The 24,649-nt window shown below is 62.2% G+C and carries 19 protein-coding genes and 1 pseudogene; 9 read left to right on the forward strand and 11 right to left on the reverse strand.

From position 1 onward, the window contains the following. The first annotated feature begins 9 nt into the window (after positions 1-9). The 6 genes from lipA (at position 10) to KUV26_RS13485 (ending at position 7,928) form a co-directional block, all read left to right on the forward strand. Positions 10-954, forward strand: coding sequence for a lipoyl synthase (gene lipA / locus KUV26_RS13460; RefSeq protein ID WP_222508717.1), 945 nt, complete (start codon positions 10-12; stop codon positions 952-954). A gap of 25 nt (positions 955-979) precedes the next feature. Further along, the gene (locus KUV26_RS13465; RefSeq protein ID WP_222506205.1) at positions 980-2,350 is read left to right on the forward strand and encodes an alanine/glycine:cation symporter family protein; all 1,371 of its coding nucleotides are present in this window, start codon (positions 980-982) and stop codon (positions 2,348-2,350) included. Between the two features lie 68 nt (positions 2,351-2,418). Continuing rightward, positions 2,419-3,516: a glycine cleavage system aminomethyltransferase GcvT gene (gcvT, locus tag KUV26_RS13470; RefSeq protein ID WP_222506206.1), complete on the forward strand. Its 1,098-nt coding sequence runs from the start codon at positions 2,419-2,421 to the stop codon at positions 3,514-3,516. 22 nt (positions 3,517-3,538) lie between these two features. Further along, positions 3,539-3,904 carry a glycine cleavage system protein GcvH gene (gcvH, locus tag KUV26_RS13475; protein ID WP_222506207.1) on the forward strand — a complete coding sequence of 122 codons (366 nt, stop codon included), beginning with the start codon at positions 3,539-3,541 and terminating at the stop codon, positions 3,902-3,904. Positions 3,905-3,965: 61 nt separating this feature from the next. Then, positions 3,966-6,824 carry an aminomethyl-transferring glycine dehydrogenase gene (gcvP, locus tag KUV26_RS13480; RefSeq protein WP_222508718.1) on the forward strand — a complete coding sequence of 953 codons (2,859 nt, stop codon included), beginning with the start codon at positions 3,966-3,968 and terminating at the stop codon, positions 6,822-6,824. A 99-nt stretch (positions 6,825-6,923) separates the two neighbouring features. Continuing rightward, the gene (locus KUV26_RS13485; RefSeq protein WP_222508719.1) at positions 6,924-7,928 is read left to right on the forward strand and encodes a helix-turn-helix domain-containing protein; all 1,005 of its coding nucleotides are present in this window, start codon (positions 6,924-6,926) and stop codon (positions 7,926-7,928) included. A gap of 70 nt (positions 7,929-7,998) precedes the next feature. Here the strand turns inward: KUV26_RS13485 and KUV26_RS13490 are convergent, their stop codons facing one another. From KUV26_RS13490 to KUV26_RS13505, 4 genes are all read right to left on the reverse strand, one after another. Then, positions 7,999-9,294, reverse strand: coding sequence for an ABC transporter permease (locus KUV26_RS13490; RefSeq protein ID WP_222506210.1), 1,296 nt, complete (start codon positions 9,292-9,294; stop codon positions 7,999-8,001). Beyond that, positions 9,291-10,211 (reverse strand): ABC transporter permease, encoded by a 921-nt coding sequence (locus tag KUV26_RS13495; protein ID WP_222506211.1) that lies wholly within the window; start codon positions 10,209-10,211, stop codon positions 9,291-9,293. The genes KUV26_RS13490 and KUV26_RS13495 overlap by 4 nt, the downstream gene beginning before the upstream one ends. A gap of 13 nt (positions 10,212-10,224) precedes the next feature. After that, positions 10,225-11,337 (reverse strand): ABC transporter ATP-binding protein, encoded by a 1,113-nt coding sequence (locus KUV26_RS13500; protein WP_222506212.1) that lies wholly within the window; start codon positions 11,335-11,337, stop codon positions 10,225-10,227. A gap of 156 nt (positions 11,338-11,493) precedes the next feature. Beyond that, the gene (locus KUV26_RS13505) at positions 11,494-12,618 is read right to left on the reverse strand and encodes an extracellular solute-binding protein (RefSeq protein ID WP_222508720.1); all 1,125 of its coding nucleotides are present in this window, start codon (positions 12,616-12,618) and stop codon (positions 11,494-11,496) included. A gap of 507 nt (positions 12,619-13,125) precedes the next feature. Between KUV26_RS13505 and KUV26_RS13510 the strand changes: the two are divergent. Continuing rightward, positions 13,126-15,561 (forward strand): annotated as a pseudogene (locus KUV26_RS13510) (FAD-dependent oxidoreductase). Between the two features lie 69 nt (positions 15,562-15,630). Here KUV26_RS13510 and KUV26_RS13515 read toward each other — a convergent pair. From KUV26_RS13515 to KUV26_RS13525, 3 genes are all read right to left on the reverse strand, one after another. Continuing rightward, complete coding sequence (locus KUV26_RS13515; RefSeq protein ID WP_222506214.1) at positions 15,631-16,896, reverse strand: ABC transporter permease; 1,266 nt, start codon at positions 16,894-16,896, stop codon at positions 15,631-15,633. Beyond that, on the reverse strand, positions 16,893-17,699 hold the full coding sequence (locus tag KUV26_RS13520; RefSeq protein ID WP_222506215.1) for a taurine ABC transporter ATP-binding protein: 807 nt from the start codon (positions 17,697-17,699) through the stop codon (positions 16,893-16,895). The genes KUV26_RS13515 and KUV26_RS13520 overlap by 4 nt, the downstream gene beginning before the upstream one ends. Positions 17,700-17,799: 100 nt before the next feature. Beyond that, positions 17,800-18,795: an ABC transporter substrate-binding protein gene (locus KUV26_RS13525; protein WP_222506216.1), complete on the reverse strand. Its 996-nt coding sequence runs from the start codon at positions 18,793-18,795 to the stop codon at positions 17,800-17,802. Positions 18,796-19,001: 206 nt separating this feature from the next. On the opposite strand from KUV26_RS13525, the gene KUV26_RS13530 reads away from it, so the two are divergent. Beyond that, positions 19,002-19,973, forward strand: coding sequence for a LysR family transcriptional regulator (locus tag KUV26_RS13530; protein ID WP_222506217.1), 972 nt, complete (start codon positions 19,002-19,004; stop codon positions 19,971-19,973). A 149-nt stretch (positions 19,974-20,122) separates the two neighbouring features. Next, a complete protein-coding gene (hisD, locus tag KUV26_RS13535; RefSeq protein WP_222508721.1) occupies positions 20,123-21,400 on the forward strand; it encodes a histidinol dehydrogenase in 1,278 nt (425 codons plus the stop codon). A gap of 75 nt (positions 21,401-21,475) precedes the next feature. Here hisD and KUV26_RS13540 read toward each other — a convergent pair whose 3' ends face one another. The 4 genes from KUV26_RS13540 to KUV26_RS13555 are packed head-to-tail and all read right to left on the reverse strand — an operon-like array spanning position 21,476 to position 24,588. Continuing rightward, on the reverse strand, positions 21,476-22,237 hold the full coding sequence (locus tag KUV26_RS13540) for an ABC transporter permease (RefSeq protein ID WP_222506219.1): 762 nt from the start codon (positions 22,235-22,237) through the stop codon (positions 21,476-21,478). Beyond that, positions 22,234-22,980, reverse strand: a complete 747-nt coding sequence (locus KUV26_RS13545; RefSeq protein ID WP_222508722.1) for an ABC transporter permease — start codon at positions 22,978-22,980, stop codon at positions 22,234-22,236. The genes KUV26_RS13540 and KUV26_RS13545 overlap by 4 nt, the downstream gene beginning before the upstream one ends. A 9-nt stretch (positions 22,981-22,989) precedes the next feature. Beyond that, complete coding sequence (locus KUV26_RS13550) at positions 22,990-23,754, reverse strand: transporter substrate-binding domain-containing protein (RefSeq protein ID WP_222508723.1); 765 nt, start codon at positions 23,752-23,754, stop codon at positions 22,990-22,992. Positions 23,755-23,790: 36 nt separating this feature from the next. Next, positions 23,791-24,588, reverse strand: a complete 798-nt coding sequence (locus KUV26_RS13555) for an ABC transporter ATP-binding protein (protein ID WP_222508724.1) — start codon at positions 24,586-24,588, stop codon at positions 23,791-23,793. Positions 24,589-24,649 lie beyond the last annotated feature (61 nt).

The following is a 24,649-nucleotide window of genomic DNA, read 5'->3' on the forward strand; positions in this document are numbered from 1 at the left end:
CCCCGCCAGATGACGATCCAGCTGCGTCCCCGCCACCCGGAAAAGGCTCACAAAGCCGACAGCGCGATCCCGCGCAAGCCCAAGTGGATCCGCAAGAAAAAGATCGAAGGCGCGGCGTATTACGAAACCCGTAAACTGATGCGCGAGCACGACCTGGCGACTGTCTGCGAGGAAGCCGCCTGCCCCAACATCGGCGAATGCTGGTCCAAGCGCCATGCCACCATGATGATCATGGGCGAGGTCTGCACCCGCGGTTGCTCCTTCTGCAACGTGACCACCGGCAAGCCTGACACGCTGGATGCGTTTGAACCGGGCCGGGTTGCCGCGGCGGTCAAGAAACTGGGCCTGCGCCACGTGGTGATCACCTCTGTCGACCGGGATGACCTGGCGGACGGCGGGTCCAAGCACATCGCCCAGACCATCCGCGCCACCCGCCACCAGAACCCCGGCACCACCATCGAGGTGCTGACCCCGGATTTCCTGGGTAAGGGCGAAGCTGCCCAGACAGTGTTCGAGGCAGCGCCGGATGTCTTCAACCACAATCTGGAAACCGTGCCGCGCCTCTATCCGCGCGTGCGCCCAGGCGCGCGCTACTACACCTCGCTGCGTCTCTTGGACGATGCCAAGCGCACCAACCCGCAATTGTTCACCAAATCCGGCATCATGGTGGGTCTGGGTGAGACCCTGGACGACGTGCGCCAGGTGATGGACGATCTGCGCGCGGCTCAGGTCGACTTCCTGACCGTGGGACAGTATCTGCAGCCCACCCCGAAGCATCATCCGATTGATCGCTTCTGGGAACCCGAAGAATTCGTCCAGCTGGAGCAGATCGCCCGTGCCAAGGGCTTCCTGCATGTGTCGGCGACACCGCTGACCCGCTCCTCGTTCCACGCGGATGAAGATTTTGCCGCCCTGAAAGAGGCCCGTCAGATGGCCTTGGCAAAGGGCATTTAACCTTAACGCAAGCGGGAGGAGACCCATGGAAGCGTTAAATTCAATCGTAGGAGCCGTAAACGGCGTGGTTTGGGGGCCAATGATGCTGGTCCTCATTCTCGGCGTCGGCTTCTTCCTTCAGGTTGGCCTGAAGTTCATGCCGATCCGGAAACTGGGCATGGGCTTCGGCCTGATGTTCAAGGGCCGTGAAGGCACCGGCGAAGGCCAGATCAGCCCCTTCAACGCGCTGATGACCGCTCTGTCGGCCACCATCGGCACCGGCAACATCGCCGGTGTTGCAACCGCCGTTTTCCTCGGCGGCCCCGGCGCGCTGTTCTGGATGTGGATGACCGCGCTGGTCGGCATGGCCACCAAGTATTCCGAAGCCGTCTGCGCCGTGAAATTCCGTGAGCGCGACGAGGAAGGCAACTATGTCGGCGGCCCGATGTATTACATCAAGAACGGCCTCGGCGCGAAATGGGCCTGGCTGGGCGTGGCCTTTGCCGTGTTCGGCTCCATCGCGGCCTTCGGCATCGGCAACGGCGTGCAGGCAAACGGCGTGGCACAGGTTCTGGAGACCAACTTCGGGTTCAGCACCTCCATCACCGGTATCGTGCTGATGGTGCTGACCGGCGCCGTGATCCTGGGCGGCATCACCCGCATCGGCGCGGTGGCCGGCAAGCTGGTCCCGTTCATGGCGGTCAGCTACATCATCGCCGGCCTGATCGTGCTGGTCGTCAACGCAGACGCCATCGGCAATGCATTCAGCCTGGTGTTCACCCACGCCTTTACCCCCTCGGCGGCCGAAGGCGGTTTCGCCGGTGCAGCAGTCTGGGCAGCGATCCGGTTTGGCGTGGCCCGCGGCGTGTTCTCGAACGAAGCTGGCCTTGGCTCCGCGCCGATCGCCCACGCGGCAGCGAATACCAAAGGTCCCGTCAACCAGGGTCTGATCGCGATGCTGGGCACCTTCATCGACACCATCATCGTCTGCTCGATCACCGGTCTGGCGATCATTGCTTCCGGTGCCTGGACCTCCGGCGAATCCGGTGCGGCGCTGACCTCGCTGGCATTTGAAACCTCGCTGCCCGGCGTTGGCGGCTACCTGATCGCCATCGCACTGTCTATCTTTGCCTTCACCACCATCCTGGGTTGGTCCTATTATGGCGAGAAGTGCATGGAATTCCTCTTTGGCGTGAAGGTCATGCTGCCCTACCGCATCCTGTGGATCGTTGCGATCTATTTCGGCGCCACCGCCGACCTCGGCTTCATCTGGCTGCTGGCTGACACCCTGAACGCGATGATGGCCGTTCCAAACCTGATCGCCCTGGCCCTGCTGAGCCCGATCGTCTTCAAGGTGACGAAGGAGTTCTTTGCCACCGGCGGCAAGTCGGAAGAAGCCGGCCGCGCTGCTGAATAAGCTCTCCGGGAGGGCGCGCCCTGTGCCCTCCCCACTCCGGAACCATACCAAATCAAAGGCTGCACAGGATGACCGACGCACCAAAACGCACCCCGCTTTATGACCTGCACGTCGAGCTTGGCGGCAAGATGGTCGACTTCGCCGGCTGGGAAATGCCGGTGCAGTATCCCATGGGCATCATGGGCGAGCACAAGCAGTGCCGCGAAAAGGCCGCGCTGTTTGACGTCTCCCACATGGGCCAGGTGATCCTGCGCGGCGAAAACGTGGGCGAGAAGCTGGAAACGCTTTGCCCGCAAGCCTATGCCGGTCTGAAAGAAGGCAAGGCACGCTACGGTTTCTTCACCAACGAAGACGGCGGCATCATGGACGACCTGATCGTCTCCAACGCCGGCGACCATTACTTTGTCGTGGTAAACGCAGCCCTGCGCCATCAGGATATCCCGCATATGCAGGCCAATCTGGACGGCGTCGAGGTGACCGAGATTTTCGACCGCGCGCTGGTAGCCGTGCAAGGCCCCAAGGCTGAGGAAGTTGTGGGCGCGCTCTGCCCGGCCGCCCGCGAGCTGAAGTTCATGGAAACCACCGTGGCGGATATCGGCGGTGCCGAATGCCGCATTTCGCGCCTCGGCTACACCGGCGAAGACGGCTACGAAATCTCGATCCCGGAAGCCGATGCCATCCGCATTTCCAAACTGTTCCTGGCCCATGACGACTGCGAGCCCGCGGGCCTCGGTGCCCGCGACTCGCTGCGCCTCGAAGCCGGCCTCTGCCTTTATGGCAACGACATCGACCAGTCGACCTCCCCGGTGGAGGCTTCGCTGGGATGGGCGATGCAGAAGCGCCGTAAAGAAGAAGGGGGCTTCCCCGGTGCCGCCCGCATCCAGAAGGAACTGGCCGAAGGCCCGTCCAAGAAGCTGGTCGGCATCAAGCCCGCGGGCCGCGCCCCAGCCCGCCAGGGTGTGGAAATCCAAAGCGAAGGCGGCGATACTCTTGGCGCCATCACCTCGGGCAGCTTCGGCCCCACCGTCGGCGGCCCGGTCGCCATGGGTTATGTTGCGGCGGACCATGCTGCGCCTGGCACCAAGGTGAACCTCCTCATCCGCGGCAAAGCGCAGCCGGCTGAAGTAGTCGCCCTGCCCTTCGTCACTCAGAACTACAAACGCTAAGACATCATCAGGAGAGTCAAAAATGGCCACCTATTACTCTGAAGAGCATGAATGGATCACCGTCGAAGGCGACGTTGCGACCCTGGGCATCACCCAGCACGCCGCCGACCAGCTGGGCGAAGTTGTCTTCGTCGAGCAGCGCGAAGCCGGTGAAGAGTTCGAAAAGGGCGGCGAAATCGGCGTCATCGAGTCGGTGAAAGCGGCTTCCGAAATCTACGCGCCGCTGGACGGCGAAGTGGTCGAGGTCAACGACGCCCTGGCCGATAACCCCGGCGCCCTGAACGAAAGCCCGGAAGGCGATGCCTGGATCTACAAGATCAAGATCTCCGACGCGTCCCAACTGGACGATTTGATGGATCTGGACGGCTACAAAGCCCTGATCGGCTAAGCACCCCCTCCCCGCCGGAACAGCCCGGCGGGGCCCATTGCCCCAGACAAGGACCTCAGTAATGGCCTTCAAACTTACCGATTACGAAGCCTATGACTTCGCCAACCGGCGCCATATCGGCCCGTCTCCGACAGAGATGCGGGATATGCTGCAGGTGATCGGCTTCAAAACCCTGGACGAGCTGATCGACGCCACCGTGCCGCCCGCCATCCGCCAGAAAGAGGCGCTGGACTGGGGCCCGGCGATGACCGAGCGCGATGCGCTGTTCCACATGAAGCAGGTGGCTTCCAAGAACAAGGTGCTGACTTCGCTGATCGGCCAGGGCTACTACGGCACCACCACCCCGGCGCCAATCCTGCGCAATATTTTGGAAAACCCGGCCTGGTACACTGCCTACACGCCCTACCAGCCGGAAATTTCCCAGGGCCGCCTTGAGGCGCTGCTGAACTTCCAGACCATGGTCAGCGATCTGACCGGCCTGGACATTGCAAACGCCTCGCTGCTGGACGAGGCCACCGCCGCCGCCGAAGCCATGGCTATGGCACACCGCGGTTCGCGTTCCAAGGCGAACAACGCCGCCTTCTTCGTCGACAAGAACTGCCACCCGCAGACTGTCGCCGTCATCCAGACCCGCGCCGAGCCCCTGGGCATCGACGTTGTGGTCGCCGATCCCGATGATCTGGACCCGGGCGCGGTCTTCGGCGCGATCTTCCAGTATCCCGGCACCTACGGCCATGTGCGCGATTTCACCAAGGAAATCGAAGCCATCCACGAGCACAAGGGCATTGCCGTCGTTGCCGCCGACATCCTGGCGCTGGCACTGCTGAAGTCGCCCGGCGAGATGGGCGCGGACATCGCCATCGGCTCGACCCAGCGCTTTGGCGTGCCCATGGGTTATGGCGGCCCGCACGCCGCCTATATGGCAACCACCGACAAGCTGAAGCGGGCCATGCCCGGCCGCATCATCGGCGTCTCGGTCGACGCCCGCGGCAACAAGGCCTACCGCCTGGCGCTGCAGACCCGCGAGCAGCACATCCGCCGTGAGAAAGCCAACTCCAACGTATGCACCGCGCAAGCGCTGCTGGCGGTGATGGCGTCGATGTACGCGGTCTACCACGGTCCCGACGGCATCAAGGCGATTGCCCAGTCGGTGCACCGCAAGACTTCGCGCCTGGCCGCAGGCCTCGAGGAGCACGGCTTCAAGGTCGAGCCCGAGGTGTTCTTCGACACCGTCACAGTCGAAGTCGGACAGCTGCAGAAAACCGTCATGGAGGCGGCCGTTGCACGCGGCATCAACCTGCGCAAGGTGGGCGAAACCCGGGTCGGCATCTCGCTGGATGAGCAAACCCGCGCTGAGACCATCGAAGCGGTCTGGGGAGCCTTCGGCATCGAGAAGAAGGACGACAGCGTCAAGAACCGCGCCTATCGTCTGCCCGACTATGCACTGCGTGAAAGCGAGTACCTGACCCACCCGATCTTCCACAAGAACCGGGCCGAGGCCGAGATGACCCGCTACATGCGCCGTCTGGCCGACCGCGACCTGGCGCTGGACCGCGCGATGATCCCGCTCGGCTCCTGCACCATGAAGCTGAATGCCACGATCGAGATGATTCCGGTCACCTGGCCGGAATTCGGCAACCTGCACCCCTTCTGCCCGGAAGACCAGGCGCAGGGCTATCACCAGATGATCGCCGATCTGAACGACAAGCTCTGCCAGATCACCGGCTATGACGCGATCTCCCAGCAGCCGAACTCCGGCGCCCAGGGCGAATACGCGGGCCTGATGACCATCCGCAACTACCACGCGGCAAACGGCCAGGGCCACCGCAACGTCTGCCTGATCCCGACCTCCGCGCATGGCACCAACCCGGCCACCGCGCAGATGGTGGGCTACAAGGTGATCCCGGTCAAAGCGGACGACAAAGGCAACATCGACACCGCCGATTTCCGCGCCAAGGCAGAGCAGCACAGCGACAACCTCGCCGCCTGCATGATCACCTACCCCTCGACCCACGGTGTGTTTGAAACCACCGTGCAGGAGGTCTGCCAGATCACCCATGATCACGGCGGTCAGGTCTATATCGACGGCGCCAACATGAACGCCATGGTGGGCCTGTCGCGTCCGGGTGATATCGGCGGCGACGTCAGCCACCTGAACCTGCACAAGACCTTCTGCATTCCGCACGGCGGCGGCGGCCCCGGCATGGGTCCGATCGGCGTCAAAGCGCATCTGGCTGAACACCTGCCGGGCCACCCGGAATACGGCACTGCCGTCGGTCCGGTCTCGGCAGCGCCCTTCGGCTCGCCCTCGATCCTGCCGGTCAGCTGGGCATACTGCCTGCTGATGGGCGGCGCAGGCCTGACCCAGGCTACCAAGGTGGCGATCCTGAACGCCAACTACATCGCCGCGCGGCTGAAGGATGCCTACAAGATCCTCTACACCTCGGAGACGGGCCGTGTGGCGCATGAATGCATTCTCGACACCCGCCCGCTGAACGATGAGGGCCACGTCACCGTGGACGACATCGCCAAGCGTCTGGTCGACTCGGGCTTCCACGCCCCGACCATGTCCTGGCCGGTGGCGGGCACGCTGATGGTGGAGCCGACCGAGTCCGAGCCAAAGGACGAGCTGGACCGCTTCTGCGAAGCCATGCTGTCGATCCGTTCGGAAGCACAGGACATCATCGACGGCAAGATCGATCCCGAGAACAACCCGCTGAAACACGCGCCGCACACGGTGCGCGACCTGGTGGGCGACTGGGACCGTCCCTACAGCCGCGAGCAGGCCTGCTTCCCGCCGGGCAACCTCGGCGTCGACAAATACTGGCCGGCCGTGAACCGGGTCGACAACGCCTACGGTGACCGTCACCTGGTCTGCACCTGCCCGCCGATGTCTGACTACGAAGAAGCTGAAGCCTGATCCGTCAGGCCTCCCGCCCCGCCGGTCAGCCCGGCGGGGCACCCCGCAGCCTGTCTGGCAAGGCTGCATCCCCGCATGCCCCGTTCAGAGGAGAGAATGATGACCCGTCTCGAGCCGCTGACCGTGCCAGCAGCCCGGCAGACAACCGCAAACGCGGCCCAGGGCCGATTCCACGATGTCGAAATCATTCTGCCTCAGCCGGACTCGCCTGCCGCTGCTCAGATGATCTGCGAAGTCTTCCGCGCCGCCAATGACCTGTTCCCCGACAGCGGTTATCGCATTGCCGTGCGCAATCTTGCGTCGCAGATGCGAAACGCACCTGAAAGTTGGAACCCGAAAACCGTCATCTTCCTCGGCGGCATTTCCAGCCGCTGGACGCTGAACTCAGGCGAGAAAGCCAGCCTGCAGCGGATTTGCCGCCAGGCGCAGCGCTGCCTGTTCGCCGGCAGCGCCATTTTCCTGCTGCCGGAATCCGGCCTCAATGCCGCGGTGGAAACCGCCGTGCACGCGAATTTTGCCGCCGCGGCAGAAGAGGAGCAGCTGATCTGCGCCCCGGCCGGCACTTTGACCGCCACATCAGGCCGCATCAGCACCGCCGTCAGCAGTTTTGCCGCCTTGCGCCTGCTGGCCGGTTTCCTTCGCGCCGACCGCGGCGCCTTCATCGCCGATGCCGTCTGCGACTACCTGGGTCTCGCCTTCGGGCCGGCGTCAGAGCAATCCAGGGTTTCCTTGCAGCTGCGCCAGACTGCGGGAGGCGATGCGCTGGTGGTCAAAATCCTCGACCTGATGCAGCAGAACCTGGAAGAGCCGCTCCTGATCCGCGAGATTGCCCAGCAGGCCGGCGTTTCGCCGCGCAAGTTGGAGCGCCGGTTCCAGCAAAAGGCGCAGACCAGCCCGCTGACGGCCTACCGCAAACTGCGCATCGAAAAGGCCCGCCAGCTTTTGCTGCACACCACCCTGCCTCTGGCTGAAATCGTTGCCGCCACCGGTTTCGGCTCCCGCAGCAGCCTGACCGAATGGTTCAAGCGCGAGTACAAGACCAGCCCCCAGGCCTTCCGCAAGCAGTACTACGCGGACAGCCATCGTGCCGCTTCCCTAGCTTGAAAGCCACCAGTCAAGGTCAGGAACAAGGCGGCCCCTAGGCCGCCCTTTCTTTCTATTCGAACAGGTCGGCTCAGTTTCCTGATCCGCTCTCTCCCCCGTCGCCGGAGAGAGCGTTCGGATCAAACACGTTGCCGAAGCCAGAGTTGTTACCCTGCGGCTCCTGCTCTGTTTCAGGTTCTGCCTCGCTGCCACCTGACAGGCTGCCCGGGGCAAAGACCCCGCCGAAGCCGGAGTTGTTGCCGGTACTCCCGGTGGCAGGTGCGGTCTGCGCCGGAGCCGCCTCGCCCTGTTCCTCCTGCTGCTGGCGGCGCAGCTCGCGCTGGCGGCGCAGCTCCTTGATGCGCTCTTCCGTCTCCAGGCGCTTCTGTTCCTGCACGTTGGCAATGCATTGCTGCGGACTGTAGACCGACGCGGTGCCGACAACTGCCACCGTCGCACAGGCCACAACCACCAGCGCCACCGCGGCTGCATTGGAGCTGAGGAAACCGGGCAGCCGCAGCTTACCGCTTTCCAGTTCCTCCACGGTCGCTTTCTTGCGCGCTTCGGCCACCAGCTGCTTGCGGCGGATGCTGGCCTCGTTGAACAGAGCCGCAAAGACAGTCAGCACCACGATGATGAAGGCCAAGGCCGAGATCGCCGGGGTGATGCCATAACGGACCTTTTGCGCCAGCTCGATGGTCAGCGTCGGATATTCGCCGAAGGTGAAGGTGGTGGTGTTGTAGTTCTCGAAGCTCGCCAGGAACGCCAGCACCGCTGCGGAGGCTATCGCAGGCCGCATGAACGGAAGCAGCACCTTGCGGAAGGCTTGCGCATGGGTCGCCCCCAGATCCAGCGCTGCTTCCGTCAGCGCGATGTCATAACGCTGCAGCCGTGCCACCAGCACCAGCATGCAGTAGCTGGCAATGAAAGTGGACTGGCCGATGATAGTCAGGAACAGCCCGTTCGAAAGGAAGCTGTCGGCGCCAAGCCCAAGCATCCGGTTGATCCGGTCCCAGAACACCAGGGTCGAGATCCCCAGCACCACGCCGGGGATCAGGATCGGCGCGATGATGATGGTATAATAGGTCGCCCGCAGCTTGGGCCAGATCTGGGTCAGCATCAGCGCCCCGGCCAGGCCCATTGCAACCGACAGCACCACCGTCCCCGCGCCCACCAAGATCGAGTTCCAGATACCGTTCAGGATCCGCTCATCCCGGAACAGCGCCGAGAACCATTCGAACGTCAAACACTCCCAGGGGGTCATCCGCGGGAAGGACGGCGAGTTGAAGGCGGTTGCCGACATGATCACCAGCGGGCCCAGCAGATAGGCAAAGAAAATCGCCAGGTAGACCCAAAGACTCAGGCGCATGAATGAGAAATTCTTCATTTGCCGATATCCCCCATATTCACCTTGAACAGCCGCATCACGGCCAGAACAAGCAGGATACAGGTGACCAGCAGCACCACCGCATAGGCAGCCCCCTGCGGCCAGTCGGAGTTGTCATTGAACTGCTGGTAGATCAGCTGGGTGAACCACAAACTCGACGGCCCGCCGAGGATCTGCGGCGCCGCCAGCGCGCCCGCCGACAGCATGAACACCATGGTGCAGCCTGAGGAGATGCCTGGTTTGGCATAGGGGATGACCACCCGGCGGTGGATCATCGGCCAGCTTGCGCCCATGTCCCGCGCGGCCTCGATCTGGTTGCGGTCCAGGCTCTCGATCACGTTGTAGATCGGGAAGATCATCAAAAGGATATAGGCATAGCCCAGACCCGCATAGAGCGCGATGTCATTGCGGATGAAGTCAAAAGGCGTATCGAAAACACCCAGCCCCACCAGCATGTTGTTCAGTACTCCGGTCTCGCCGAAGATAATGCGCAGCGCGAAGGCCCGCAGGATCTCGTTGATCCAGTAAGGGATGATCAGCATCAGCGCGAAGATGCGGATGTGGTTGCCCTTGGTCTGGGCCAGGTAATAGGCGATCGGATAGCACAGGATCAGGTTGAAGACGGTGACGCAGACCGCCGCCACCAGGGTGCGGAAGAACACCTTGAGGTCGACCGCGTTGTAATCCTGGCTGCCGCCCTCCGGGCCGTAGATCAGGTATTTGTAATTCTCCAGCGTGTAGACATCCTTGGGGCCGCCGATCTCCGGCGGCGGCAGATTGGGCCGGAATGAGAAGTCGAGCATCGACAGCTGCGGCAGGATGATGAGGCCGACGGTCCAGAACAGAACCAGCCCGAGCATCAGGCTGCCCATGCCGGTGCCGTTGCGTTTGAAGAATTCCTTCAGGAAGCTTGGCATGGCTTGGGCCTCCCTATTCCGCAGCCAGTTCACCCGCGGGCACGATGACGGCGTTTTTCGTCTCGTATTCCAGGGTGATGTTCTGGCCGGTGTGGTCCTCGAACGACTGGCCGAGGTTGGGGATAGAGACCTTCAGTTCTTTACCGCCGTCGCCTTCCATGAAGATGTTGAAAACATTGCCCTCGAACTCCTCATTGTTCACCTTGGCAGTGACAAAATGTGTTCCCTTGGCCCCCTTAGGCGCAAGCGCAAAGGCTTCGGGGCGGATGAACATCATGGCCGCGTCGCCTTCCTTCATCTTACCCTGGTTAGCGGTGGAAATCCGGGCCACCAACTCGCCGGAACGGTTGGTCTGGATCAGCGCCTCCTCCCCCATGATCCGCTTGATCTTGCCGCGGAACACATTGTTCTCGCCCACGAAAGACGCGGCAAAGGCGGTGGAAGGATCATTGTAAATGGTCTTGCCGTTACCGATTTGGTCGATCACGCCCGCCTTCATCACCGCAATGCTGTCCGACATGGTCAGCGCCTCGCCCTGATCGTGAGTGATGTAGATGAAGGTGATGCCGACCCGTTGCTGAATTTCGCGCAGCTCGGTGCGCATGTGCTGGCGCAGCTTGAGGTCGAGCGCCGACAGCGGTTCATCCAGAAGCAGCACGTCAGGTTCCGCGCAAAGCGCCCGCGCGATTGCCACCCGCTGGCGCTGGCCGCCCGACAGTTCCGAGGGCAGCTTGTCGCCCTGCCCCGGCAGCGCGATCATGTCCAGCAGCTCATCGGCGCGCTTGCGCCGCTCGCGCACCGAGGCGCCCTTAATCTCCATCGAGAAGGTGATGTTCTCCCAGACCTTCATCAGCGGGAACAGCGCCAGGTTCTGAAAGATCAGCGCGGTCGGGCGCTTGTTGGGGCCGATGCCCTTCATGTCATTGCCGCCGATCAGCACCCGGCCGTCGCTTGGCTCCAAAAATCCCGAGACCGCGCGCAAGATCGTCGTCTTGCCGCAGCCCGATGGGCCGAGGAAGGAGAAGAAATCCCCCCCATTGATGTTCACGTTGGCATCGCGCACGGCAACAAAGTCACCGAAGCGGATCCAGAGATTTTCGAGATCAACGCCGACCCCAGCACTCATTTGGCTTCTCCCCAGGGTGCAGATCCCCATTCCGGTGGCGCGCCACCGGCCCCGCAAGGGCTGCTACCCATTTCTGTTCGTATGTGATTGCGCCGGACGGCACATGGCTGGCCCCCGGAATGTTCCCGGGGGCCAAAACTTTCAACCGCTTGGGCTTCAAGCGCTCTTGAACTTGTTGACGAACTCGGTGCGCACGTCAGCGTACCAGGGCGCCTCGGCCGGCCAGGGGTTCAGGTTCGCCAGTGAGTCGCCCGGGTAGGCTTCAGCAAAGTTCTTCTTGTAGACGTCGCCGGAGAAGCTGTCGGCACCCAGCACCGGCGAGTTGTAGCCGTGGCTGTCAATTGCCTTGCCTGCCGGCTCCTGTTCGTATGCGTAGGAAATGAAGGCATAAACCTGCTCTTCATTCTGGGCGCCCACCGGCATCGAGATACCGTCGACCCAGGCCATCGCGCCTTCGACCGGCGCCTGGTAATGCACCGGCTCGCCAGCGGATTTCAGCGCCAGCGGCGGGCCGTCCCAGGTCTGTCCGACCACCACGCCTTCGTTCAGAAGGCCGTTCTTCTGGGTGTCGGCATCGTTCCAGATCAGCTTGATCCGGTCCTTGCGCGCCACGCACCAGTCGGTGACCTGGCCCCAGACCTTGCGCATGGTTTCCTCGTCATCATAGGCGGCCCAGATCGAACCCGGCTCCATCTCTCCGGACGCTTCCATGAAAAGACCCGCGCCAAGCATCATCGAATGCGCCCGGCCCATGGTCTTGCCTGCGTTTTCCTCCGACCAGACATCACCGTAAGACGGCGCATCGCCTTCCGGCAGCCACAGGTCGGTACGGTAGGCAATACCCTCGGTGCCCCAGATATGCGGCAGCCAATGCACGCCCTGGCCGCCGAAGTTCCAGGCATCGGTGCCGATCTTGGCCATAGCCGGGTTCACCGCGTCGATATTGACCTTGCTCATGTCGAAGGGCTTCAGCAGTTCGAGCGGCCCCCACTGCAGCGAGCGGTTGTTGGTAGGCGACACAATATCAAAGCCCTGGCCCTTGGTGGCCTTCATCTTGTTGATGATTTCCTCGTTCGACCCGATGCCGGTGTAGTTCACCTTGATGCCGGTCTTGGCTTCAAAACCCGAAATGAACTCCGGCGGCAAATAGTCCGACCACATCAGGATGTTGATTTCACCCGAGGACGCCAGCGCGCTCTTCGAATAGAGCGGTGCCGCCAAGGCTGCAGCACCAGCACTTTTCAAAATGCTCCGCCGTGTCAGCTTGCCAGTTTTCGTCATTGATCCGTTACTCCCTTTGGACTGTTAATTATTCTTCTTGTTGTTTCAGCAGTTAAACCTTGCGAAGGCTTGCTTGCCCCCAACAGTGACAGTTTTAGAAAACGATAAGACCAGATTACCCGTCAACCTGCGCAACATCGTGCCAGTTCTCGCACAGTTTGAGAACATCACCGACAGAAACGCGTTGAGCAACTATCTCTGTAGTAGCAGTGTGCGCGCCGCAGGGCGGGCCGTCAACGCTTCTGCGTCTGCCCCTTGCAGAACACTGGATTACTTGGGCAGGCAGAGCGCATCGCGGCTCAGCCGGGGCTGGACAGAAGGACCCGCATTCAGCGGCGCATCAGGCGGCCATAATATTCTCTTTGCACTCTGCTTTTCCGCCATCCGGCGGCCGCCTCCCATATCGCTGAATCCCGCTTTCGATTTTATGCAAGGTACGGCCCGCAGTCTTGCCGACGCTGTTGTCCCGCCGCTTAGTCGGTAGGAAACTGTCGGGAGGCTCATTCCATGAAATCGCGCACCAAGGTTGTGGTGATCGGCGGCGGCATCGCCGACTGTTCCACGCTCTACCACCTCACCCAGGAAGGCTGGAGCGACGTCGTTCTGGTTGAACGCAACTAGCTGACCAGCGGCACCACCTGGCACTCGGCGGCACAGGTCACGAACTTCGGCATGAACCAGACGATGGTCGGGCTGAAAACCCACTCCATCAACCTCTACAAATCGCTGGCCGAAAACCAGGAATACCCGATCAACTACCACCACGGCGATGGCGGCATCAGGCTCGCCAATACCGAGGCGCAGATCCAGGGCTACCGCCATTTCGCCTCGATGGCGCGCGGCATGGATGTGCATTTCGAAGTGATCGACGCCGAGGAATGCGCGCGCCGCCATCCGCTGATTTCAATTGACAACATGATAGGGGGGCTCTGGGACCCGCTGGACGGAGACATCGACCCGGCGCAGCTGTGCCAGGCCCTGGCCTATCACGCTCGCAAAGCAGGCGCCGAGGTCTACCGCAACACGCCGGTTACCGCCCTCACCCAGCACAAGGACGACACCTGGGCCGTGCATACAGAACATGGCGACATCGACTGCGATATCGTTGTGAACGCCTGCGGCTACCGGGTGAACGAGGTCGGCGCGATGATGGGCGTGCACCACCCCGTCGCCTCAATGGAGCATCAGTATTTCCTGACCGAAGACATCCAAGGCATCATTGACGCGGGATATAGGATGCCGTTGATCCGCTGCCCGATCAGCGACTATTACTGCCGCCAGGAAAAGAACGGACTGCTGATCGGTTTCTACGAGCAGGACTGCAAAACCTGGGGCATGGACGGAATCGACCCGAACTTCGCCAATTCCCTCTGCCCCGACGATCTGGAGCGCGTGATGGACGTGCTGGGAGGCGCGTTCGAGCGGATGTCAGCGCTGCGCGAAACCGGCATCCGCTCCATCGTGAACGGCCCGATAACCTACACCATCGATGGCGCGCCGCTGATCGGCCCTATCCCGGGCAAGCGTAATGCCTTCTGCGCCATCGGCCTGCGTGCGGGCCTGGGCGAGGGTGGTGGCCACGGCTGGCTCTTGGCGCAGATGATCGTGCATGGCGAGGCCTGCTATGACACGTGGTGCATTGACCCGCGCCGTTTCACCGCACACGCCAACGTGGAGCTGACCGCGCTGAAGGCGATCGAGGACTACCAGAACGAATTCCGCTTTCACTTCCCGCATGAGCACCGCCCGGCAGGCCGCCCGGCCAAGACCACGCCGTTGACCCCTGTCTTGGCAGCCGAGGGCGCGGAGTTCTCCGTGGTGAACGGCTGGGAGCGGGTCGACTACATCAAGCCATCACCGGATTTCCACCCCTCGCTCACCTTCAACTTTGACGAGGCCTTCGACGTGGTCGCGGCGGAAGTGAAAAACGTCCAGGAAAACGTGGGCCTTGCTGAGGTCAACGGCTTCAACCGCTTCGAGATCACCGGCGCCGGCCGCCACAGTTTCCTCGACCGCATGTTCTGCGGCACCGTGACCAAACGTGACGGCCGGGTGGGGCTGGGCTACCTCTTGAACCATCACGGCATGGTCAAGGGCGAGGCGACAATTGCCAACCTGCCGGCATCCGACCGGGGCGAAGCACGGGTCTGGTACGGGTCTGCGGCAGCCAGTGAATATCACGACATGGACTGGCTGAAGCAGCACCTGCGCGCGGATGAGGACGTGCAGATCCGCTCACTGACCAATGAGCAGACCATTCTGGTTCTGGCAGGCCCCAAGGCGCGCGATGTGCTGACGGCCTGTTCCCGCGGCGACTGGTCAAAAGAGGCGTTCCCGTGGCTGTCGGTACGCGAATGCTTCATCGGGTTCGCCCCGGCCACGGTGATGGGTGTCAGCTTCTCCGGCGAACTGGCCTATGAGATCCATGTCCCCAACGCCTCGCTCTTTGCCGCCTATCTGGCGCTGCGAACGGCGGGTAAGGATCACGGGCTCAAACTTTTCGGCGCCCGCGCAATCGAGTCGATGAGGATGGAGAAAGGCTTCCTTCACTGGAAAGCCGATTTGATTACCGAATTCGACCCGTTCGAGACCGGGCTGGACCGCTTCGTGAAGCTGGAGAAAGGCGAATTTATCGGGCGCGAAGCCGTGCTGAAACGCCAGTCCGACGGCGCCCGCAAGAAGCTGGTCACTCTGCGGATCGACTGCACCCGCGCCCCGGCCCACGGAGGAGCCTCGCTGATGCAGGAGAATAAGGTCGTGGGCACCGTGTATTCAGGCGACTGGGGGCACCGGGTGGGGACCAACCTGGCCTACGCCTTTGTCGAACCGAACCTGGCGGCGGAGGGCAGCACCATGCAGCTCGACCTCTGCGGAGGTCTGGTCGCGGCAACGGTCATCGCTCCCTCCCCATATGACCCCGGCTTCGACCGCATCCGAGGCTGAGCCGTTCCCGAAACAGCAAAACGCCCGGGGACATCCCGGGCGTTCTTGTTTCCATTGCAAAGGCTCAGGTCAGCTGCGGCCTTTCCAGGGCACCAGCCAGTTCTCAGCCTTGCGCATCAGGATGTCGATGCCGTAGCCGATGATGCCGATGAGCACGATGCCCATGATCACGATATCGGTCAGCTGGAACTTGGAAGCCGCGATGATCATCATGCCAGCCCCCTTCTGCGCGGCAACCAGCTCGGCGGCCACAACCGTGCCCCAGCAAACCCCCATGGCCACACGCGCGCCGGTGAAGATCTCCGGCAGCGAGTTCGGCACAATCACATGGCGCATGATCTGCCACTTGGAGGCGCCAAGCGAATAGGCGGCGTGGATTTTCGAGATGTTCACCCCGGAAACCCCTGCCCGTGCCGCAATCGTCATGATCCACAGCGCCGCCAGGAACAGCAGGACGATCTTGCCGGTCTCCCAGATTCCGAACCAGATGATTACCAGAGGGATCAGCGCCAGCGGCGGCACCGGTCGCATGAATTCGACAATCGGGTCGAACCAGCCGCGGAACCAGCCGGATAGACCCATGGCATAGCCCAGCGGGATGCCGACGATGGCACCGGTCACAAAACCCGCCACAACCCGCAAGAGCGACCAGCCCAGATGCTGCCACAGCGAGAAGTTCTGGTAGCCCTCGCTAGCAATTTCAAAGAACCTGGCAACCACGGTTTCCGGAGCCGGCAGCCAAATCGGATTCATCTGCATTCCAGCACTGGGTGTGAAGCTGATCGCCCCCTTCCCTGTCAGCGTCACGGTGCCATCGCCGGTGTCCACCGCGCCGCCAGCCGCGATCGGCTCGCCGTTGATAGCCACGATCTTTGCACCATCCCGGCGCTTGGCCTCATCATTCTTGTCAAACAGCAGCGTTGTCGAACGACCGGCCTGAGCCGCCATGGCATCATTCATCGCAAAGCCGCTTCCGCCGTCGACATCGAACTTCTCCACCTCCTCGCCGAACCCGAAGACCCTTACGATGACTTCGGCGTCATCCGTAGCGCCATCGGCGTTTTGCAGCGTGTAAGTAAAGGCGGTCTCCCCGGTGAATGGCCCAGGAACGTGAATCGGAAACAGCTTAGAACCGGTGAAGGCCGCCCAGATCACAAAAATCACCAGAACCGAAATGATCGAGGCAGCCCGGTCCGGCGTTACTGCGCTTTCATCCCCGAAGGTCACGGTTTTCAGGCTGGTGAAATCCTGCCGCGACTGCATCCCCTTGCGGATCAGCTGCACAAGGAAGAAAGCGCCAGCGAACAGCGCAACATAAAACAGAAGCACGCTCATGCCACTTGCTCCGTGCGGCCCATGATCTCTTCCTCCATTTCCCAGATCATCGAGAGGATCTCATCGCGGGTCTCGGCAAAACCTTCGGATTTCTTGACGTCGCGCAGGTCGGCATTCACGCCACGCTCGGCAAAAGGCAGCTGGTATTCGCGGTGGATGCGGCCAGGCCGCGGCGCCATCACGATCAGCCGCTCGCCCAGCAGAAGCGCCTCCTCCACCGAGTGGGTGATCAGGATGATGGTCTTGCCGGTTTCCTTCCACAGCTTCAGAACCAGGCCTTGCATCTTCTCCCGGGTCAGCGCGTCCAGCGCACCGAGGGGTTCGTCCATCAGGATGACATCCGGCTCATTCGCCAGGCAGCGCGCCAGTGCCACCCGCTGCTGCATGCCGCCCGACAGCTCATAAACCGCCTTTTCCTTGAAGTCCTGCAGTCCGACGATTTCCAGCAGATGGTCGGAGATCTTCTCCCGCTCTGCCCTGCCCATGCCCTTCATGCGGGGGCCGAATTCCACGTTGTCGCGCACGTTCATCCATTCGAACAGCGCCCCTTTCTGGAACACCATGCCGCGCTCGGCATCCGGTCCGGTCACTACATGCCCGTTCAGCTCCACCGCGCCTTCCGTAGGAGCGAGGAAGCCTGCGAGGATATTCAGCAGCGTGGTCTTGCCGCACCCCGACGGCCCCAGCACCGACAACAACTCCCCCGCCTGTAAATTCAATGAAACGTCCTTCAGCGCCTGAACCGAACTGCCGTTGGGCAGGTCAAAACGCATGGAGACACTCTTGATGTCCAGTCCCGACATCTTTTTCCCTTCCTGTTAGGGCCTTGCGCCTTCCGCCCAGCACCCCTGGATGCGAACGGCCCGGTAACCGGGCCGTTCGGCATGCTCGCGCCGCTGCGGATCAGTTCTGTACGGCTGCAAGCGGGGCGCTGTTGACAGCCCCGTCGTAGGAGTCCAGCGCCGCCTCGATGCTGCCCGCATTCACAAAGATGTCGGCCACGCCTTTCATGAAGGTCTGCGCACCGCCGCCCAGCCATTTCTCCGACAGCTGTTCCTCAACCGAGGGAAAGGAGAAAGTGGCAATGGTTGCCTCTGCGTCGGCCAGGTCCATGCCGGCGTCCTTGGCAATCACCGGCAGCATCTCGTCCTTGTGATCGCCGGAGTTCCACATGGCATTGGCATCTGCGGTCACCTTCAGGAATTTGCTGAGCAGCTCCGCTTCGGCCTCGACAAAGCCGGCAGGCGCGCTGGTCACGTCAAAAACCAGGATACCAAGTTCTTCCTTTTCGGCACCGGTCAGCAGCACATTGCCATGCTCCACCATCCGCCGCAGCGCGCCGCCCCAGCCGCAGACCATGTCCAAGTTGCCCTGGGCAAAGGCTGCTGCGCCATCGGCAGGTGCCATGTCCACGATCTCCATCGACCCGACATCAACCCCGAAATGCGCCATCTGCGAAAGGAAGCCGTAATGCGCGGCAGTGCCGATTGGCACACCAACCTTTTTGCCATTGAGCTCGCCGGCATTCTCCTTGTCGATTTCCAGCGCCTCAGCCACAACGCAATTATCGTTGTCGGAATAGCTGACCGCCACATCCACGGTCTGAAGGTCCTGCCCCGCAGAAGTCGCAACCACGAAGGGCGGCACGCCCTGGCTGACGGCAATCTGCACGTCGCCCGAGGCCATGGCAGCAGACATTGCCGTACCGGTGTCAAAAGAGACCCAGTTGATCTTGACGCCCATCTCTTCTTCATAGGTGCCGTTGGCCTTGGCAAACTGGAACGGCATCGGCCATTCCAGGAAATAGGCCACCGTGATTTCGTCGAGCGCCGACGCCTGTGTTGCTGAGATCGCGGCTGCGGCTGCGCAGGCTGTTGAAAGCAGATACTTTTTGATCATATTAATGGTTCTCCCAGTTGTCACGCCGGGCCCGTTCTGCGCGGGCCTTAAGGCATTGATTTTTGCACGGCAAACCATATCCGGGAAGACTTTTCACAGGAGAATAAAATTACTCTTACAGAGAAAGTAAAACTCAGTTTCGTTTTTTTCGTATGTAATGGCGCAAATCTGCGGATAGCATAAGCATCGGCACGGGAGGGCCGCCTATGCAAAAGACGCTGAGTCTGCGCTGGCTGGAAGTGTTCCAGCTGATCTCGAAGTCCGGATCGATACAGAAGGTTTCTGCGGAAACCGGGCTGTCGATCAGCACTGTTTCCAACCATCTGCGCAGCTTGGAAAGCGCGCTTGGCGTAGATCTGGTGGATCATACCCGGCGCCCGATGGGTTTGACGCCGGCAGGCGTGGTCTTTGCCCGGTATGTCTATGATGGCCTGATGACGCTCAAGCGCGGCGAGGCGGAAATCCGCTCCGGCAGCTGGCAGCACGCCACCGACTTGCGCATGGCGCTGCTCGACGACTTCGACAACGAAGTTGGTCCGGAACTGTTCCAGTTCCTTTCCTCCGCTCTGCCGCGCTGCAGCTTCCGCCATTACACACGCCCCAGCCACGAGATCATCGAAAAACTGCAGGCGCAGAAGCTGGACGCAGGCGTTGCCACCCGCCCGTCCGGTCTGTTGCCCGATCTGATTGAATACCCGCTGATGCGTGATCCGTTCATACTGGTTGTACCCACGGGCTATTCCGGCAGTGTCGAGGAGCTGACCAGGCCTGATGCGCCACTGCCCTTACTGCGGTACTCTCGCGACCACACCATCGGCAAGCAGATCGAGACCCAGCTGACGCGCCTCAAAATCGCGCTGCCAAACCGGTTTGAGCTGGAGTGCAACCAGTCGATCATCGGCCTGGTGTCTGAGGGCAGCGGCTGGACCGTCACCACCGCCGCCAGCTACCACCGCGCCCAGCGTTTCCACGAGAAAGTCAGGGTCGTGCGCTTTCCTGGCAAGAGCTTTGCCCGCACGGTGTCGCTGTTCACCACCAGTGTCTATCCGGCGGCCACATCCCAACTCATCCATCAGGCTTTGCAAAAATCCCTGCGCCATCATTTCACCGATCCGATCAGCCGCCGCTTCCCCTGGCTAGGGGAGGAATTCCGGACGCTGCCGTCAGGCGCGGATTGAGCTGGCTGGGCAATTCGAAACAAACATCCGTGTTTTTCGAAACCTGTGAACCCCGGCTTGACCGTTCGGCCCGGGAACCGCTGACTTAGGCGCAACCCGCACCCAGTGCTCCCCTGCATACCCCGCGGCACTTCGAGGAACTTGAAACCATGGCAATCAGCTACCTGAAACAGGCGCAGCCGCGCCCTGCCTCCGAAAACAGCGACATCCGCGACACCGTCGCTGTGATGCTCGCGAATATTCAGCGCGAAGGCGAAGACGCAGCCCGGCGGTATGCTGAAAAGCTTGACGGCTGGAACGGCCCTATCGTGGTGACAGAGGCCCAGCGCCGCGCCGCCTGCAACCGGGTTCCCGGCCAGCTCAAAGAGGACATCCGGTTCGCCCATGCCAATATCCGCCGCTTTGCCGAGGCACAGAAAGCCACCTTGGGCGAATGCGAAGTCGAGGTGATCCCCGGCCTGATCGCGGGCCAGAAGCAGATCCCGGTCTCCAGCGCCGGCTGCTATGTGCCGGGCGGCCGCTACAGCCATATCGCCAGCGCACTGATGACGATCACCACCGCCAAGGTGGCCGGGGTGCCGCACATTACCGCGGTCTCGCCGCCGCGCCCCGGCAGCGGCATCCCTGACGCCATAATTTACGCCATGGACCTTTGCGGCGCTGACCTGATCCTGAACCTGGGCGGAGTACAGGGCATTGCCGCAATGGCCCATGGCCTGTTCGGCGCCGAAGCCGCCGACATCCTTGTTGGCCCCGGAAACTCCTACGTGGCGGAAGCCAAGCGGATGCTGTTCGGCGCGGTCGGCATCGACATGTTTGCTGGCCCTACGGATTCCCTGGTGATCGCCGATCACACCGCCGATGCGGAAACCGTCGCCTGGGATCTGGTCAGCCAGGCCGAACACGGCGCGGACAGCCCAGTCTGGCTGGTCACCACCAGCCAGGCGCTGGCCAAGGCGGTTTTGGACTGCGCACAAACGTTTATTGATCAGCTGCCGGAACCCAACCTTTCCGCCGCCCACCGCGCCTGGAGCGAACGCGCCGAGGTTATCCTCTGCGACACCCGGGAAGAGGCCGCGCAAGTGGCCGACCGTTATGCGCCCGAACACCTGCAGGTGCAGGCGGAGGATCTCGAGTGGTGGCTGGGCCGCCTTACCGCCTATGGCTCGCTGTTTCTGGGCAAGGAGACCACGGTCTCCTTCGGCGACAAGACCTCCGGCCCCAACCATGTACTGCCGACCAGCGGCGCCGCACGCTATACCGGCGGCCTGTCGGTGCACAAGTTCACCAAGACCGTCACCTGGCAGCGCTGCAATGCCGCCGCTTCGCACGAACTGGCCCAACGCACCGCGCGCATCAGCCGGATGGAGGGGATGGAAGGCCATGCCATCGCCGCCGAAAGGCGGCTGCAGACCGAATCCGCTTAACACGCTCCGGGTCTGAAGTAGGACGCCCGGCCCTTCCGGTCCGGGTGTTTTTCCTTGCCTGGTCGGCTGATCGGTTCACCCCCGCTCCAGCCGCCGGAACACCAGGGCGATCACCCCGGCGATAGCCATGTAGACCAATGCCAGCAACAAGAGCGGCTCATAGACAATAAATGTGTCGGCCCGCACCCGTGAGGACACGGCATAGATTTCCACCACTGTGATCGTCGCCACCAGCGGTGTTGCCTTCAGCTGCAGGATGGTCTCGCCGCCCAAGGTCGGCAGCACATTGCGCACTGCCTGCGGCAGCCAGATCCGGCGGAACATGGTGAAGCGCGGCATGCCAAAGGATTTCGCCGCCTCCAGCTGCCCCTTGGCCACACCAGAAAACGCGCCCCGCATCACCTCGCCCTCGTACCCCGCGTAGGACAGTGTCAGTGCCAGCACTGCATAAGGCCAGGCCTGCCTGAGATAGGGCCACAACTCGGACGAGCGGATCCAGGGAAATTGCGGAAACAGCGACCCCAGCCCGTAGTAGAGCAGCCAGATCTGCAACAGCAATGGCGTGCCGCGGATGATGGTGCAGAAGGTGCGCGCGGGGATCGACAGATACCATGGCCCGACGGCCTGCGCCAACCCCAGCGGCACCGCCAGCAGGAAGCCCAGAAAGGTTGAAACCGCCAGGATCCAGATCGTCGCCCACAGCCCCTCCAGCGCCAGCGGCGCATATTGCGGGATCCAGTCCCAGCGCAGAGACACCGCGCACCAGATCACAAGCGCTGCAAAGACCAGCATCATTGCGATGCGGTGAGGCTGCATCAGCTCCTTCAGACCGGTCATGACGTGCCCCCCTTAAGCGACGGCTGGCCGCGCCGTGCCCATTTCTCCACCCGGGCAAAGACTGCGCCGGAGCACAGCGTCACCATCAGATAGAGGAAGCCTGCTGCCAGGAAGAAGGTGAAATAGGCCCGCGTGCTGCTCGCCGCCTGCCGGGTCTCCAGCGTCAGTTCATTGAAGCCGACCACCGCAAGCAGCGCGGTGTCCTTGGTGGCGATCAGCCACAGGTTCGCCAGTCCCGGCACCGCAAAGCTCATCATCGCCGGGATCGTCACCCGCCGCATAATCATAAGACCCGGCATGCCGTAGGATTTCGCGGCCTCGATCTGGCCCGCCGGCACCGCATTGATGGCGCCGCGCAGCACTTCGGTGGCATAGGCCCCCTGCACCACGCCCAGGACCCAGATGCCGGCCGCAACGCCGTTGATCTCGACCCGGCCGCCGCCCAGCCCCTCGGAAACCTTGTTGATGATATCGCTGCCCACGTAATAGAGGATCAGGATCAGCACCAGCTCCGGCACCGCCCGGATCACCGTGGTGTAGATGGCGAGAAGGTCGCGTGTGACCTTCCCGCCGTAGAGTTTGCCATAGGCCCCGAACAGCCCGATCACCAGCCCCAGCCCGAAGGCGCCGAAGGCGATCTGCAGGGAGTTTGCAAGCCCGCGCAGTAGGTTCCCCCCCCAGCCCGAAAGCGACAGCAGTTCCGCGCTGGCGCCGAGGCCCAGAAATTCGAACAGTCCGGTCACGTCAGCGCCTTAGTAGATGCTGGTTGTGAAATATTTGGCAGTGATCTTCTCATGAGTGCCGTCGGCAAGGATTGCCGCGATGCCCTTGTTCAGCGCCTCGCGCAGGGCATCGTCGCCCTTGCGGACCCCGGCACCGACGCCGCGGCCCAGGATTGCCGGATCATCTGCCACCGCGCCCTTGATCTCGCAGCAGCCGCCAGTATCGGAGTTCACAAAGTCGGCCATTGCGATGCTGTCCGCCTGCGTCGCGTCGATACGGCCAGCGAACAGGTCCTGGTTGGCCTCATCCTGGGTCTGATAGACCTTCAGCTCGGTATCCTTGAAGTATTCCTGCGCATAGGCCTGGTGGATGGTCGAGGCCTGAATGCCGACGATCTTGCCCGCCAGCGATTCCGGTGTCGCCTCGATGTCCATCGACTTGTCCGCCACAATCACCGCGGGGGTGTTGTAGTAAGGGTCAGAGAAGTCGATGGTCTTCAGCCGCTCCTCGGTAATCGACATCGAAGCCATGATGGCGTCGATCTGTTGGCCGGTCAGGGAGGGAATGATGCCGTCCCAGGCCACCGGGGTGATCACGCAATCCAGCTCCGCGGCCGCGCAGACCGCGTTGATCACTTCGACTTCCCAGCCGACCCAGTTGCCGGCGCTGTCGAGCGAGGCAAACGGCGGATAGGGCTCAGCGGCGATGCCGATCTTCACCTGTTCCGCGGCTGCGGCACCGGCGGACAGGGCGGCAGCTGCAGTGGCAGCGGCAAGCAATGCTCTCAGTTTCATCTTATTCTCCCAGTTGGTTTTTTTGGTGGTAGTGGATCAGGCGACAGAGCTCAGGAATTGCTTCAGCCGGTCTGATTGCGGATTGCCAAAGACCTCGGCAGGCGGCCCCTGCTCTTCGATGCGGCCCTGGTAAAGATAGACAACGTGGTTTGCGACCTCGCGCGCGAATTTCATCTCGTGGGTGACCAGCAGCATGGTGCGCCCCTCGGCCGCTAGGTCACGGATCACCGTCAGCACCTCGCCCACCAGTTCCGGGTCCAGCGCCGAGGTCGGCTCGTCGAACAGCATCGCCGACGGGTCCACCGCCAGCGCCCGCGCAATCGCCGCGCGCTGCTGCTGGCCGCCGGACAGATAGGCTGGGTAAGTCTCTTCTTTGCCGCCCAGCCCGACCCGCTCAAGCAGCTGACGGGCACGCGCAACGGCATCGGACTTGGGCACCTTCAGCACATGCACCGGCACCTCGATCACGTTTTCAAGCAAGGTGCGGTGGGTCCACAGGTTGAACTGCTGAAACACCATTGCCAGCTTTGTGCGGATGCGTTCGATCTGTTTCTGGTTGGCCGGGCTTCCATCCCCCCGCATCGCTACCTCCTCGCCGCCGATCACGATCCGGCCGGAGCTTGGCGTCTCCAGAAAGTTGATGCAGCGCAGCATGGTGGACTTGCCGGAACCGGAGCCGCCGATGATTGCCACCACATCGCCCTGACGGGCAGTCAGCGACACCCCTTTGAGCACTTCCAGATTGCCGAACGACTTGTGCAGATCCTCCACCCGGATCGCCTCCCGGCGCGCGTCTGCTTCCGGAACCGATGCGGCTGCTGTGGCTGTGTCCATTATTGCGTCTTCCCGAATTTTCCGATTGCAGTAAGCCGCGACTCGCGTAATTATGCAAGTG

This window comes from Leisingera daeponensis (assembly GCF_019801465.1).
GTDB classification, from domain to species: Bacteria; Pseudomonadota; Alphaproteobacteria; order Rhodobacterales; family Rhodobacteraceae; genus Leisingera; species Leisingera daeponensis_A.